Genomic DNA, 14236 nt, shown 5'->3' on the forward strand with positions numbered 1-14236 from the left:
GCGCTGGAAGGTGGCGAGATGAAGTTGGCTCGCCATGCCATGAAGGTGAGTCCAAGAACAAATGCGCCGGGCAATCGCATAGAAACGAGCTTCACGAGATGGCTCCTATCGGGTTTTACGAGACGAAAATGTCACTCGCCGCCAATGTCCGCAATGGGTCGAAAGCGGACGTTGCCTTCCGTCCGGTTATGAACGAGACAATCAGCATGAAGGAATGGGTGTTTTGGGCCTACGCGGCTGCAAGCTTGGCCGCGTTAAAGGTCGTTCTGATTGTGCCGTTTATCGGCTTGTTGGTGGTCGGTGTCGGCGTCGCCCTTTGTGTTGTCAGCTTTCGACGCGAACCAAAGGCGGCCGGCAATCCGGCAATCGGTCTTCTCGGCAACGTAGTTTTTATGTCGGGCGTATTCGGATTAATCGCCATGCCGACCGTCGTTCTGAACGACTGGGCCTACTACCTGATAATGGGCGTCATCTTCAGCGGCATGGGCATCATACTGCTTTGGATTTTCGTCAACGCATGGCGGAAAAGAGCGGCTTGGGAGGCGCGACAGTCGGACGCAAACGTGGGGGGCTAGTGTCCGCTTTGGGTCGAAAGCGGACATTAGCGTCATCTTGAACCGAATCTCCGGTTCCAAGCGTTGCGGGGGCGACACTTGGCAAAGGAGAGAGTCATGCGTTCCGCGTTATTGTGGCTGATCGGTATCCCGATCCCGCTCATTTTGCTGGTCGCTTTCTGCACCGGGCACCTTTGATCGCCCGCTGCCGGTTACCACAACAGGCAAAGAAAAAGGGCCGCCCCACCGGAAGTGGGACGGCCCTATTTTCATGTCCGGAGTGGTAGCCGGTCACTTCACGGCGCGCTCACAATGCTGCGCATTGTTGACGCTTGCTTCGTGACGTCGGTCGGGCTGGCCTTGGCGGCCACCCGCCGTCCGCATTTCGGCGGCTCTTCGACGTAAGTCAGGTTTCGCTGCGCAAAACCCGCCTTACCCTCGGCGCCTCAATGTTTCCCGTCGTCGATCACCGGAAGCGTTTCGAACTGGTGGAACGGCGGCGGGCTGCTTAGCGTCCACTCCAGCGTCGTCGCGCCTTCGCCCCACGGGTTGCCGGGAGCCTTCTTGCCGGCGGCCAGCGACCAGGCGAGGTTGATGAAGAAGATCGCCATGCCGGCAATCGTCACCATGTAACCGTAGGTCGACACCTGGTTCCACTTCTCGAACGCCGGTGTGTAGTCCGGGATACGGCGCGGCATGCCGTCGAGGCCGAGGAAGTGCTGCGGGAAGAAGATCAGGTTCACGCCGACGAACATGATGAAGAAGTGCAACTTGCCGAGCGCTTCGTTGTACATTTTCCCGCTCATCTTCGGGAACCAGTAGTAGAAGCCGGCGAAGATGGCGAAGACGGCGCCGAGGCTGAGCACGTAGTGGAAGTGCGCCACCACGTAATAGGTGTCGTGCATGTAATTATCGACACCGCCGTTGGCGAGGACGACGCCGGTGACGCCGCCGACCGTGAACAGGAAGATGAAGCCGATCGCCCACAGCATCGGCGTTTCGAAGCTGATCGATCCGCCCCACATCGTCGCGATCCACGAGAAGATCTTCACGCCCGTGGGCACGGCGATGATCATCGTCGCGGCGGTGAAGTACATCTTCGTGTTCACGTCCATGCCGATGGTGAACATGTGGTGCGCCCAGACGACGAAGCCGACGACGCCGATGGCGACCATGGCATAGGCCATGCCGAGGTAGCCGAAGACCGGCTTGCGGCTGAAGGTGGCGATGATCTGGCTGACCATGCCGAAGCCCGGCAGGATCATGATGTACACTTCGGGGTGGCCGAAGAACCAGAAGAGGTGCTGGTACAGCACTGGGTCGCCGCCCGCCGAAGCATCGAAGAAGCTGGTGCCGAAGTTGCGGTCGGTCAGCAGCATGGTGATGGCGCCGGCGAGGACCGGGAGCGCGAGCAGCAGCAGGAAGGCGGTGATCAGCACCGACCAGACGAACAGAGGCATTTTGTGCAGGGTCATGCCCGGCGCGCGCATGTTGAAGATGGTGGTGATGAAGTTGATCGCACCAAGGATCGAGCTGGCGCCCGCCAAGTGGAGCGAGAAGATCGCCATATCGACCGCGGGCCCCGCGGACCCTGAGGTCGAGAGCGGCGCATAGACCGTCCAGCCTGTCCCGGCGCCAAGGCCGGTGCCGCCGCTGACGAAGCTTGAGCCAAGCAGCAGGATGAAGGCCGGGACCAGCAGCCAGAAGCTGATGTTGTTCATGCGCGGGAAGGCCATGTCCGGAGCGCCGATCATCAGCGGCACGATCCAGTTGCCGAAGCCGCCGATCATCGCCGGCATGACCATGAAGAAGACCATGATCAGGCCGTGGGCGGTGATGAGCACGTTCCAGTGGTGCAGCGCCTCGTCGAAATTGGCGCCGGCGCCGGCGCCAAGCGGCCAGGCGTGATTGAGGATCTGGATGCCCGGGTGCATCAGCTCGGCACGCATGATGCCGGAAATGCCGCCGCCGATGATGCCCGCGACGATCGCGAAGATCAGGTAGAGCGTGCCGATGTCCTTGTGGTTTGTCGACATGAACCAGCGGGCGAAGAAGCCCGGCTTGTGATCGGCATCGTGATGCGCGTGGTCGTCGTGGGCCTTCAGCGCAACGGCGTCGGCGGGAATGGTGCTCATGGTCTCTACTTCCGCGTCTTAGTTCTGGGCCGTGGCGGCTTGATTGGTAGCAGGCTGGGCCGTCGCCGGAGCAGCGCCGGGGGCGACCGCCGGCTGCGGCGCTCCGCCAGCGGCCGGGACGGCGGCTTCGGTCACCGGCGAGGCAGCCGTGCTGTCGGGCGTTGCTGCGGGCTTGGCGCCCGGCATGGTGCCGCCCTTGCTGGCGACCCACTGCGCGAACTCGGCCGGGGGAACGACCTGGACGGCGATCGGCATGAAGCCGTGGCGCGCGCCGCAAAGCTCGCTGCACTGGCCGAAATAGACGCCCGGACGGTCGACCTTCACCCAGGTCTCATTGAGGCGGCCGGGGTTGGCGTCGATCTTGGTCCAGAAGGCCGGTACGGCGAAGGAGTGGATGACGTCGTTCGAGGTGACGATGAACTTCACGATCTTGCCCTGGGGGATGACGATGCGCTCGTCGACCGCGAGGAGCTTGGGACCGTCGGCGTCGGTGCGGTAGCGCTCGCCCGCCTTCACCTGGTCCTTTTCCTTCAGCATGTTGGCGACGATCTCGAACCCGCCATTGTCCGGATATTGGTAGGTCCAGTACCACTGGTTGCCGATCACCTTGACCGTGAGGTCGGCGGGCGGCGGCGAATATTGCTTGCGGAGCAGGCCGATCGACGGGATCGCGATGCCGACCAGGATCAGCACCGGGACCAGGGTCCAGACCACCTCGATGGCCGTGTTGTGGCTGGTGCGCGACGGGGTCGGGTTGGCCTTGCGGTTGAAGCGGATCAGCGTCCAGACAAGCAGCGCCAGCACCAGCGCGCTGATCAGCCCGCACAGCAGCAGCAGCCAGTTATTGTGGAAACTCTGCGCTTCGCGGCCGAGCTCGGTCACCTGCGGCTGGATGGCGATGCCACCCGGGGTCGGCTCGCCGATATCGGGCGTCGGGGCGACCATCGGGATGCCAGGAGCGGCGGGGGCAGTGTCATTTGCGGGAGCCGTCGTATTCGCGGCCGGCGCGGTCGCTTGCGGAGCCGCTGCGGCCAGTGGAGTCATCGCCGCGGCCGCAAGGGCAATTGCCCATCCAATCCGTTTCATTCTCACCCCGAAAATTGGGTTGCAGGACGGCCCGCCGAGGATGGCGTGCCCGTGAAGTCGGCGGCCTTATAGGGCGGGGTTCGCGCGCTCTCAAGGGCGTTGAACCGTTGGACTTGCGCGCCTAATTGGCGGCCATGACCGACGAGGAAATCCTGGCCGAGTTCCGGGCGGCGGAAGCGCTGCTCGACGGGCATTTCATATTGTCTTCCGGCCTCCGCAGCCCGCGCTATTTGCAATGCGCACGGGTGCTGATGGACGGAGCGCGAGCGGAGCAGCTGGCGAAGGCTCTGGCCGAGAAGATTCCGTCCGACATCCGCAACCGGATCGACGTCGTCGTCTCGCCGGCGATGGGCGGCGTGATCATCGGCCACGAAATGGGCCGGGCGCTGGGCAAGCCGGCGGTGTTCCTCGAGCGACCGGAAGGCGTCTTCGAGTTCCGTCGCGGCTTCGGCCTGGAGCGGGACCAGAAAGTCCTGATGGTCGAGGACGTGGTGACCACCGGCCTGTCGAGCCGCGAAGCGATCGAAGCCGTGATCGAAACGGGCGCCGAGGTGATCGCCGAAGCGTCGCTGGTCGACCGTTCGTCGGGGAGCGCGGACCTCGGCGTGCCCTTCTTTCCGCTGATCCGCATCGACGTGCCGACCTACTCTGCCGACGATTTGCCGCCCGAGCTGGCAGCGATCCCGGCGGTCAAGCCCGGGAGCAGGGCGGCGGCTTGAGCGGACATCTGCGTCTTGGCGTGAACATCGATCACGTCGCGACCGTGCGGAATGCGCGCGGCGCCGGCTATCCCGATCCGGTGCGCGCCGGTCTGCTGGCGGCGAAGGCGGGCGCGGACGGCATCACGGCGCACCTCCGCGAAGACCGCCGTCACATTACCGACGACGACATTGCCCGCCTGTGCGCCGAACTGCCGGTTCCGCTCAATTTCGAAATGGCAGCAACCGAGGAGATGTTGGCCATCGCGATGAAGCATCGCCCGCATGCCGCCTGCATCGTCCCCGAGAAGCGGGAGGAGCGGACGACCGAGGGTGGGCTCGATGCGGCCGGACAGCACAATCATTTGGCTTATTATTGCGAGAAGCTGCGCGACGCGGGGGTTCGGGTCAGCCTGTTCATCGAGCCCGACCCTGCCCAGATCGAAGCCGCGATCCGCCTCGGCGCGCCGGTCGTCGAATTCCACACCGGCCGGTACGCGCACCTCGAAGGCGCCGAGCAGGTGACCGAATTGAAGCGCGTCGCCGACGCCGCCGCCCTTGCCGCCAAGAACGGCATCGAGCCGCATGCGGGCCACGGCCTGACCTTCGACAATGTCCAGCCGATCGCCGCCATCCCCCAGATCGCGGAATTGAACATCGGCCATTTCCTGGTCGGCGAAGCGATCTTCACCGGCCTCGAAGCCGCGGTGCAGCGGATGCGCGCCTTGATGGGCGCCGCGCGATGATCGTCGGCCTCGGCTCCGACCTTTGCTCAATCGAGCGGATCCAGAATTCGGTTGACCGCTGGGGCGACCGCTTCCTCAACCGCGTCTTCACCGAGACCGAGCGGGCCAAGGCCGCCCGCCGCCCCCACACCATCGCCGGGACGTTGGCCAAGCGCTTCGCCGCCAAGGAGGCATTCTCCAAGGCGGTCGGCACCGGCTTCAAGCGCGGCGTCTTCATGAAGGACATCGGGGTAGTGAATTTGCCGTCGGGCGCACCTACCTTGGCGCTCACCGGCGGGGCCCGGGCGCGGCTTGACGCGCTGACGCCTTCGGGCCACGCCATGCACATCCATTTGACCATGACCGACGATCATCCCTGGGCGCAGGCCTTCGTCATCCTTGAAGCCCGCAAGCTGGAGTCCTGAGTGACCGAAGACATCGCCGTCCCCGAGACCAAGGCCGTCGAGCCCGAGAAGCCCAAGGAATCCGCCGTCTGGCGTGAGATAAAGGGCCTGTTCTGGGTGCTGGTCGCCGTGCTTGCCTTCCACAGCTTCATCGCCAAGCCCTTCTACATTCCGTCGGAATCGATGATGCCGGTATTGCTCAAGGGCGACCGGCTGGTGGTTTCGAAATACCCCTATGGCTGGTCCTGGGTCAGCCCCAGCTTCCACGTCCTCCCGCACTGGGACGGTCGCCTGCTCGGCAAGCTTCCGCGCCGGGGCGACATCGTCATCGTCACGCCGCCGGGCGGCAGCCAGGATTATATCAAGCGGGCCATCGGCCTCCCCGGCGACACGGTTGAACTGCGCAGCGGCCGGCTGATCCTCAACGGCAAGCCGGTCCATTCAGAACAGCGCCCGCCGGCAATGATTCCTGTCGATGCCAATGCGCCCTGCGGCATGGATTTCTTCGGTGCACAGGTGAGGACCGACGACGGCAAGGCCTATTGCCGCCTGCCGATCGTCCGCGAAACCCTTCCCGGCGGACCCAGCTACGACACCATCGACCTCGGTCCCAGCCAGGGCGATAATTTCGGGCCGATCAAGGTCCCGGCCGGCCATGTCTTCCTGATGGGCGACAATCGCGACCGCAGCGCCGACAGCCGCTTCCCGCTCGAGGAGCAGGGGCTCGGCGGTCCGGTGCCGTGGGAGAATATCGGCGGACGCGCCGAGTTCATTACCTTCTCGCTCGACGGCACGACCAAGCTGCTCAACCCCCTGACCTGGTTCCGGGCGCTCCGCAGCGGCCGCGCCGGCGACACTCTGCGCGGCACGACCCAGACCGAGGAAAGCGCCGAATAATGGCACGACGGCCGGTCCGGAGAGCGAAAGCCGCTCCGGCCGTCGAAGTGCATATCGAGCAGCCCGGCCCGACCGAATTCAGCGACCCGTTCGTCCGACGCGAGCTGGCGCGGGCCTCGGTCTGGCTCGGTCTCGCACTGGCGATCATCGGCGTCATCGTCCTCGCCCAGCCGCTCATGCTGATCATCGGCGGGATGATCTTCGCCGTCTTCCTTGACGGGGGTACCCGTTTGCTCGGTCGCGTCCTGCCGATCCGGCGCGGCTTCCGGCTGGCTTTGGTCATCATCCTTGGCTTCGGCTTCGTCGGCTGGACCTTCTACATTGCCGGCACGACCATCGCCGCCCAGTTCGAGGCTCTGCGTGCCGTCGTCGAGGCGCAGTTCACCAAGCTTATGGCCTTCGCCGCCTCGCTAGGCCTGATCCCTACCGGCAACAGCCTGTCCAACATCGGCCAGCAATTGCTCGGCTCGGTCGGCCGCCTGACGAGCGCTGTCGGCACCGCGCTTGGCGCCTTCGCCAGCCTGCTGGTGATGATCGTCATCGGTATTTTCATCGCCGCCGAGCCGCGTCTCTACGACCGGGGCGTCGCCTGGATGCTGCCGCTGCGCCACCGCGAGCGCTTCTACGCGCTTGGCGACAAGATCGGCTGGACCCTGCGCCGGCTGCTGTTCGGGCGGCTCATTGCCATGCTGTTCGAGGGCGTCGGCACCTGGCTGCTGCTTACCATCGGGGGTGTGCCGATGGCGGCTTTATTGGGACTCATCACCGGCCTGCTCGCCTTCCTGCCCAACATCGGCGCCATCACGTCGGGCGTCCTGATGGTCGCGGTCGGCTTCAGCGCCGGCACCAGCGAGGGATTGTGGGCGATTGTCGTCTATTTCTTCGTCCAGAACGCCGATGCCTATCTCGTCGTCCCGTACATCGCCAGGAAGACCGTCGACCTCGCCCCGGCGCTGGTGCTCGCCATGCAGCTGCTGATGGGAGCGCTGTTCGGAATCCTCGGACTACTGTTCGCCGACCCGATCCTGGCGATGCTGAAGGTGAGCCTGGTCGAGCTAAGCCGCCAGCGTGCCGTGGAGGACGCTGCGGCGGAGGCTCAGAGCCCCGGCTGAGGCGCTGCTTCGGGCTGCTGCTGCTGCTGCATCATCAGCGCCGCGTTCGGCACGATCTGGACGATCGAGATGTCGAAATTGAGGTTGGCGTTGGGCGGGATCGGGCTGCCCTCGGGCGGGCTGGCGCCATAGGCGAGCGCGGCCGGAATATGGATCTTGTAGCTGCCGCCCTTTTGCATCTTCTGCAGCGCTTCGGCGAAGCCCGGAATCACCTGGCCGGCGATCATCGGCACCGGCTGGCCGCGGCTCGAATCGAACTCCTTGCCGTCTTCGAGGCGGCCGACATATTCGAGCAGGACGCCGTCGACCGGCTTGATGAAGGCACCTTCGCCGGCCTTGACGGTGCGGATGGTGACGCCGTTCGGTGTCGTCTCGCCGCGCAGGGAGCCGGCCCCGACCCATGCCAGGAGGACGGCGGCGGCGACCAGTAGCAGGATGCCCAGCCAGAGCTTGGAGACAGAGCCGCGCTTCAACGGCTGAAGCGGAACCTGGCTGACGGACATGGGCGACCCCTTTGGGCTGGGAACAGGCAAAAAAAGAGGGCGCTCGACGGCGCCCTCCGGAATTCAATCGGTCTTAGCGGGCGCCTTCGCGCTCAATCCGCTTGCGCTCCAGCTTGCGGGCGCGGCGGATTGCAGCGGCGCGCTCGCGGGCGCGCTTTTCCGACGGCTTCTCGTAATGCCGGCGCAGCTTCATCTCGCGATAGACGCCCTCGCGCTGCAGCTTTTTCTTCAGTGCGCGCAGCGCCTGGTCGACATTATTGTCGCGAACGATGATTTGCATAAAAGACCGTCACTCCTAAACCGGCCATCCGCCGGGCGAATAAGGCGGCCATGCGGGACATTCATCCCGTCCACAACCGCGCAAATAATATTGTTCACCGCGAAGCCCTTCTCCGCGGCGGTGGCGGGCCACCTACCAGCGCAGCGGGGAATATACAAGAGCGGCCTATTTGCAGCCACTTAGCCCATCGAACTAAACGAATCACGACGAATCGAGCCGCCGGCGGGATGGAATTGGAAACCTGAACGATAAGGTTATCGGCAGTTAACGATCCGCCTGTTACACCCTTTGCTTCGCATTTGGAGTGGGTGGATGTCATTGAATCGTCGGGAATTGTTGCGCTTGGGTGCTGCCGGAGCCGGGGGATTGCTAATCTCTTCCGCGGCAAGCTCGGTGCCGCTCCCGATGGGCATCCTTGCCGCTCCGCAGGTCGATCTGAAGGCCGCGATGCCGACGCCTCCTGCTGCGCAGGCCCTCACCAGCGCGCCGGGCGGGATCAACCCGGTCCTGTTCCAGAAAGCCAAGGCGGCGCTCGATTCGCGCCCCTTCATCCAGAATCGCGATTTCATCGGCATAGTCGACTTTTCGAAGAGCTCGGCCGAGGGCCGATTCCACGTCGTTCACATGCCGACCGGCCAGGTCGAAAGCTATCCGGTCGCCCACGGCCGCGGCTCCGATCCCGACCATTCGGGCTTCCTCGAGCAATTCTCGAACCGTCCCGGCTCCGCCGCGACGTCGAATGGCGCCTATACGACCGGCGACTATTATAATGGCAAATACGGTCTCTCGATGAAGGTCCACGGCCTCGACTGGACCAACAACAATGCCGAGAACCGCGCCATCGTCATTCACAATGCCTGGTATGCCGAGCCGGAGATGATCGCCATTCACGGCAAGCTCGGCCGTTCGGAAGGCTGCTTCGCCTTCAGCCGCGCCGACCAGCAAAAGGTCATGGCCCGCCTCGGCGGCGGCCGCATGATCTACGCGGATAAGTTAGCGTAGCAGCGCAGGCGCGGACCCACTCCGCGCCTCCACCTTCCCAAGCACTGGATTTTATTTCGCCGCCGTCTGGGTGGCCTTCGCCTTGACCGGCGCCGCAGGCTTCTTGTCGAGCAATGCGGCAATCACCTTCGCGTCGCGGCCGTAGAGATCCTTGTAGTCAATGATCGTACCGTCATTGAGCGCGGCCGAGCTGAAATAGACGATATAGACCGGGACCGGCTTCACGAACTTCGCCTCGACCGTCTTTTCAGTCGCCAGCACCTCGTCGATGTGCTCGCGAGTCCATTCGCCGCCATCGTCGCTGCCGAGTTCGGCCGCGAGGTCATGGATGTTCTGGGTGCGGATGCAGCCGTGGCTCAAGGCCCGGACCTGGCCATTGAAGCGGCTTCGGGCGTTCGTGTCGTGCAGATAGATGTTGTACGGATTGTACATCACGAATTTCATCTGCCCGAGCGCATTGGTCGGCCCGGGCGGCTGGCGCCAGCGCTGGACCTTGCCGTCCTTGCCCTTCACGGACACGAAGCCCGCCTTGCCGGCGACCTCCTTGTTGATGCTGGTCGGCACTTCCCACCAGGGATTGAGAATGACGCCGGTCGCCATCGCAGTCAGCTGCGGCGTCGGTGTCTTGATCGACCCCGCAATCGCCCGCTGCTTCCAGCGCGTGACGCCATTCTCGACCAGCGTCGCGTAGAAAGCCGGCACATTGACGATCACGTATTTGTTGCCGAGGTCGCGGGGCAGCCAGCGCCAGCGGTCCATGTTGAGCCGGATGCGGTTGATCTTGGCCGTGTCGGATTTGTCGGTTGCCGCCAGCGCCGCCCTCAGGAAGCCATATTGCGAATGGGTCGGCAGCAGGCCCTGGAAAGCGGTGCGGATGCTGTGGGTCGCCAGCGCATAATCCAGCAATTGGCGCTGCCGCGCATCGTCCAGGTCCTTGTCGACGACAAACCAGCCTTGCCGGTCGTCGCCGCGGACATGGCCGAAGGCGAGGTCCGACGAGACTCGGTTGAAGAGGTCCGTAGCCGTCTTCGAGATGGTCATCGGGTCGCCTCCGCGGATGGCGCGGTTGAGGCCGGCGGGATCGTAATCCGCGGGGTCGAGCCCCTCGGCGCCAATGCCGATGATATAGGCAAGCAGGTCCTGGGCGTCGCTGACCTGCCACATCGGCGGCGGAAGTACTTCGAGGGCCGGGGCGGCGCCCTCGGCCGGCGGCAGGGGCGCCATTGGGTCACGCGCCGGCGGGCTGACCGGTGTCTGGATGCGCGCGTTCGGCGATTTCGGCTGCGGCTGGGCCGGGGCGTGAGGCGTGCTCGTGATTGGCTCCGCGCTCGATTGGGCGAATGCCTGGACCGGCAGCAGTGTCATCACCGTTGCCAAACTCAGCGAGCGGACAAGCTCAAACCTCTTCACGTCGACTATCCCCGTATCTCTGTGGGTGGTTACGCATTGGCGGCGACACAGTTTTGCCTGATCTGCATCATACACAGGATGAACAGCCTGCTCTAGAGACATTCGATGCCGAAACACATGATTGATGGCTTGCAAACCAAACGTTAAGTAGCGGCAATTATAGAGAAAATGTCTGACACGCGGAGGGCGCGATGCCTGGCAAATTTGGTCTCGAAGGTGGCATGATCCCGCGCAACGTCCGCCGTATGTTCGATGAACGCGACGAGCCGCGCTTCGATGTCGAAGGCGAGTTGCAGACCGCCACCATGACCTTTCGCGGCAAGACCCATGTCGTCCGTGTCGGCAATATTTCGAAATCCGGCGTCATGGTGATCTTTGCTGATGTGCCGCATATCGGCGAGGACGTAGGGCTTCAGTTGCTTGACCACGGGGCGGTCGCGGGGCAGGTGCGTTGGGTCCGTGAAGGTCGCGTCGGGATCAATTTTGTTGCGCAGCTTGAATCATAACGCCTGGAGATGAAGTTTTTTCGATGATTAAGGCGCGCATTGCCGAAGCCGACCCGTCCGATCGTCGAAGCGAACCGCGCTACCCGATCGATGTCGAGGGCAAGGTGCGGGAGCTTGGCTCCGAAGGCACGGAAGCCCGCGTCCTCAACATTTCCGAAAAAGGCTTCATGGCTGAGACCGCCGGCGAGTTCGATGTCGGCGCCCGGATCTGGCTGATCCTGCCCGGCCGCGACCGCGCCAGCGCCATCGTCCGCTGGACGGCTGGCCTCAGGCTCGGCGCCGAATTTGCGGAACCGGTGACGCTCGAAGGGCTTGCCGACTAGCTGCCAGCCCATCCGACTGTGACATAACGAACACGGTAAACTGTCCCGAAACGACACCTACGGATTCGTCCCCATAGCTGGCATGCAACCTTCCGGCGTATTCGTCCGTTCCAACCGACCGAAAGGAACGGTTTTTATGTCGAGCTATCCGACACTTGGCGATCTGCGCATGGCGCATGATCCTGCCGGCCGTGGCTATCACGCCGTGTATCGTGAGCATGAAGTGAATCACTGCCCCGGTTGCGGGCGTACGCACTGGATCATCGGCCGGGTTTCGGCGGAGTGCGCCTTCTGCACGACGGCCTTGCCCTTGGCTGAAGCCAGCATGCGGTCGCACAGCGGCCCGGCAATCATTCACCATCGCAACCGGATGCAGTCGCCCGCCTGGGCGGCCTAGCAACAGGTCCACAAATCCCGAAGAGCGCCCGTCCCGCGAGGGGCGGGCGTTTCTTTATCCGCCCACCGGCCGGACCGGCACCGGCGCATTGCAAAGGTCGACGCCGCCCGCCGGACGAATGTAGAAATCGTCCTTGCGGTTCTTCCTGAGGCGTAGCCATGTTGCGAAGGAGGCTGAGCCCTCCTTCAGATATTCGAACTTGGGCCGCTCGCCTTCCGGCATCATCGAGGCCAGCTTCACCGAGGCGATCGGCACGTCGCTAGTGCGCTCCTTGTAGAAGCCCAGTGCCTCGGTCCCGCGCGGCAGGCTGGAGAGGTTCTCGATCCCGCTGACGACGCGGCCGACGACGGCAATGTTCCGGTCGAGATGGCGGGGGGCGTGACCAATGGCGGCATAAAGTTCGCCGCCCATGCCGGTGTCGGGCGACAGGCCGCGGCCGACGCCGACGCTGCCGTAGCAGTGGGTGAGGTTGGCGGTGCCGCGCTTCGGATCGTAAGCGACCGGCCAGCCGAGCGAGAAGCCGGCGGCGGGCGCATAGGCGTCGGGCGAGCCCAGCGGCACGATCTTCAGCCCCTTGAGCGCGCGGTGATATTCGGCGGGCGGCACCTTTACGACGCCGGCGGGCAGCGGCTTCTCGCTGTCGTTATTGCCCCATTGCGCGACGTAATTGTCCTGGACCCGGTAGATGTTCGCGCCCTGCCAGTAGCCGGCGTGCGCCAGCTTCTGGATGTTGGCGACGTGCACCGGCGCGAATTGCGGCGCCAGTTCGACGACGACGCGCTTGCCGGAAGCGAGGTCGATGACCAGCAAATCGTCGGCCGGGATCTGCGCCCATTCCGCGGGTTTGGACGCCGCGATCGCGTCGGTCGGGGTCTTGGGCGGCGCTGGAGCCGCGGAGACCAGGGCTAGGGCGGGCAGGATTAGAAGGTGGCGCACGAAAATCCCCCTGTTCGCATCAACCCGCCTGTGCGGGGTGACGAATGAATGGGGAGAAGCTAGCGAGCAGTCATGCATATCGCCACCCTCATGCTTCTCGGTTCCGGTGAGCTCGGCCGCGAATTCGCCATCGCCGCCAAGCGCCTCGGCTGCAAAGTCATCGCTTGCGACCGTTACGCCAATGCCCCCGCCATGCAGGTCGCCGATGCGTTCGAGGTCTTTTCGATGCTCGACGGCGCGGCGTTGCGCGCGGCGGTCGAGAAGCACCACCCCGACCACATCGTCCCCGAGATCGAGGCGATCGACACGGCGACGCTGGGCGTTTTGGAGGGCGAGGGCTGGCACGTGGTGCCGTCGGCAAAAGCGGTGCAGCTGACCATGAACCGCGACGGCATCCGCGATTTCGCGGCGAAGGAGCTGGGCCTCAAGACCTCCGCCTATGTTTTCGCAGAAAGCCGCGATGAGGCCGTGGCGGCCGGGGACACCGTCGGCTTCCCCTGTGTCGTGAAGCCCGTCATGTCATCCTCGGGCAAGGGCCAGAGCGTCGCCAATCACGCCGACGAGCTTGGCCGCGCCTATGATTATGCCGTCGCCAACATGCGCGGCGAACGACCTCGAGTGATCGTCGAGCAATTCATCCGGTTCGACAGCGAGATCACGCTCCTGACCATCGCGACGAAGGACGGCATCCTCTTCTGCGAGCCGGTCGGACACCGCCAGGAGGCGGGCGATTATCGGGAGAGCTGGCAACCGGCGCGACTTCCGGACGCGGCGCTCCAATCCGCGAAGGACCAGGCAGCCAAGGTCGTCAATGCACTCGGCGGGCATGGCATTTTCGGCGTCGAATTCTTCATTGCGGGCGACGAGGCCATTTTCTCCGAATTGTCGCCGCGCCCTCACGACACCGGCATGGTCACCCTGATCAGCCAGAATTTGAACGAGTTCGAGCTGCACCTGCGCGCCATCCTCGGCCTGCCGATTCCGGCGATCGAGTTTTATGGGCCGTCGGCCAGCGCTGTGATCCTCGCGGGCCGGGAGTGCACGGATTTCCGGTTCGAAGGGCTGGATGATGCCATGGCCCTAGGTCGCGAAGGCTCGCCCGTGGACATCCGCATCTTCGCCAAGCCGAACACGCTGAAGAATCGCCGCATGGGAGTGGCCCTCGCCCGCGCCGAAGATACGGAGCAGGCCGTGGTCCGCGCGGTTCAGGCCGCAGGTTGCGTCAGGATTGAATATTCATAGTCTTGCATAAATATGCATTAATTTGC

General features: G+C 64.1%; 17 protein-coding genes. 11 read left to right on the forward strand and 6 right to left on the reverse strand.

The genetic code is table 11. From position 1 onward, the window contains the following. Positions 1-128: 128 nt before the first annotated feature. Positions 129-575: a hypothetical protein gene (locus LZ536_RS08825; protein ID WP_249848189.1), complete on the forward strand. Its 447-nt coding sequence runs from the start codon at positions 129-131 to the stop codon at positions 573-575. A 425-nt stretch (positions 576-1000) separates the two neighbouring features. Here the strand turns inward: LZ536_RS08825 and ctaD are convergent, their stop codons facing one another. Both ctaD and coxB read right to left on the reverse strand, forming a co-directional pair. Beyond that, positions 1001-2689 carry a cytochrome c oxidase subunit I gene (gene ctaD, locus LZ536_RS08830; RefSeq protein ID WP_249848190.1) on the reverse strand — a complete coding sequence of 563 codons (1689 nt, stop codon included), beginning with the start codon at positions 2687-2689 and terminating at the stop codon, positions 1001-1003. Between the two features lie 18 nt (positions 2690-2707). Continuing rightward, positions 2708-3775: a cytochrome c oxidase subunit II gene (coxB, locus tag LZ536_RS08835; RefSeq protein WP_249848192.1), complete on the reverse strand. Its 1068-nt coding sequence runs from the start codon at positions 3773-3775 to the stop codon at positions 2708-2710. 134 nt (positions 3776-3909) lie between these two features. On the opposite strand from coxB, the gene pyrE reads away from it, so the two are divergent. The 5 genes from pyrE to LZ536_RS08860 are packed head-to-tail and all read left to right on the forward strand — an operon-like array spanning position 3910 to position 7611. Beyond that, entirely contained in the window at positions 3910-4494 is a 585-nt protein-coding gene (pyrE, locus tag LZ536_RS08840; RefSeq protein WP_249848195.1) for an orotate phosphoribosyltransferase, read from the forward strand. Beyond that, entirely contained in the window at positions 4491-5219 is a 729-nt protein-coding gene (locus LZ536_RS08845; protein WP_249848197.1) for a pyridoxine 5'-phosphate synthase, read from the forward strand. The genes pyrE and LZ536_RS08845 overlap by 4 nt, the downstream gene beginning before the upstream one ends. Further along, on the forward strand, positions 5216-5623 hold the full coding sequence (gene acpS, locus LZ536_RS08850; protein ID WP_249848198.1) for a holo-ACP synthase: 408 nt from the start codon (positions 5216-5218) through the stop codon (positions 5621-5623). Before LZ536_RS08845 ends, acpS begins: the two co-directional genes overlap by 4 nt. Continuing rightward, positions 5624-6499 carry a signal peptidase I gene (lepB, locus tag LZ536_RS08855; RefSeq protein WP_431357926.1) on the forward strand — a complete coding sequence of 292 codons (876 nt, stop codon included), beginning with the start codon at positions 5624-5626 and terminating at the stop codon, positions 6497-6499. Beyond that, a complete protein-coding gene (locus LZ536_RS08860; RefSeq protein WP_249848200.1) occupies positions 6499-7611 on the forward strand; it encodes an AI-2E family transporter in 1113 nt (370 codons plus the stop codon). The genes lepB and LZ536_RS08860 overlap by 1 nt, the downstream gene beginning before the upstream one ends. Here LZ536_RS08860 and LZ536_RS08865 read toward each other — a convergent pair. Then, a complete protein-coding gene (locus LZ536_RS08865) occupies positions 7596-8114 on the reverse strand; it encodes an FKBP-type peptidyl-prolyl cis-trans isomerase (protein ID WP_249848202.1) in 519 nt (172 codons plus the stop codon). The two genes, LZ536_RS08860 and LZ536_RS08865, sit on opposite strands and share 16 nt — an antisense overlap. A gap of 73 nt (positions 8115-8187) precedes the next feature. Beyond that, positions 8188-8394 (reverse strand): 30S ribosomal protein S21, encoded by a 207-nt coding sequence (gene rpsU / locus LZ536_RS08870; RefSeq protein ID WP_118858261.1) that lies wholly within the window; start codon positions 8392-8394, stop codon positions 8188-8190. Between the two features lie 312 nt (positions 8395-8706). Between rpsU and LZ536_RS08875 the strand changes: the two genes are divergently transcribed. After that, a complete protein-coding gene (locus LZ536_RS08875) occupies positions 8707-9396 on the forward strand; it encodes a murein L,D-transpeptidase catalytic domain family protein (RefSeq protein ID WP_249848204.1) in 690 nt (229 codons plus the stop codon). A 51-nt stretch (positions 9397-9447) separates the two neighbouring features. Here the strand turns inward: LZ536_RS08875 and LZ536_RS08880 are convergent, their stop codons facing one another. Beyond that, positions 9448-10761: a L,D-transpeptidase family protein gene (locus LZ536_RS08880; RefSeq protein ID WP_249848206.1), complete on the reverse strand. Its 1314-nt coding sequence runs from the start codon at positions 10759-10761 to the stop codon at positions 9448-9450. A 236-nt stretch (positions 10762-10997) separates the two neighbouring features. Here LZ536_RS08880 and LZ536_RS08885 point away from each other — a divergent pair, with 236 nt between their 5' ends. The 3 genes from LZ536_RS08885 to LZ536_RS08895 all read left to right on the forward strand — a co-directional run bounded on the left by LZ536_RS08885 (position 10998) and on the right by LZ536_RS08895 (position 12032). Beyond that, positions 10998-11312 (forward strand): PilZ domain-containing protein, encoded by a 315-nt coding sequence (locus tag LZ536_RS08885; protein ID WP_249848208.1) that lies wholly within the window; start codon positions 10998-11000, stop codon positions 11310-11312. 23 nt (positions 11313-11335) lie between these two features. Beyond that, positions 11336-11635, forward strand: a complete 300-nt coding sequence (locus tag LZ536_RS08890) for a PilZ domain-containing protein (protein WP_249848216.1) — start codon at positions 11336-11338, stop codon at positions 11633-11635. A 136-nt stretch (positions 11636-11771) separates the two neighbouring features. Further along, a complete protein-coding gene (locus tag LZ536_RS08895) occupies positions 11772-12032 on the forward strand; it encodes a hypothetical protein (protein ID WP_249848218.1) in 261 nt (86 codons plus the stop codon). Positions 12033-12086: 54 nt separating this feature from the next. Here the strand turns inward: LZ536_RS08895 and LZ536_RS08900 are convergent, their stop codons facing one another. Continuing rightward, positions 12087-12968, reverse strand: a complete 882-nt coding sequence (locus LZ536_RS08900; RefSeq protein WP_249848220.1) for a peptidylprolyl isomerase — start codon at positions 12966-12968, stop codon at positions 12087-12089. Between the two features lie 72 nt (positions 12969-13040). Between LZ536_RS08900 and purT the strand changes: the two genes are divergently transcribed. Continuing rightward, entirely contained in the window at positions 13041-14210 is a 1170-nt protein-coding gene (purT, locus tag LZ536_RS08905) for a formate-dependent phosphoribosylglycinamide formyltransferase (RefSeq protein WP_249848222.1), read from the forward strand. Positions 14211-14236 lie beyond the last annotated feature (26 nt).

Source organism: Sphingomonas alba (assembly GCF_023516555.1).
Lineage (GTDB): Bacteria > Pseudomonadota > Alphaproteobacteria > Sphingomonadales > Sphingomonadaceae > Sphingomicrobium > Sphingomicrobium album.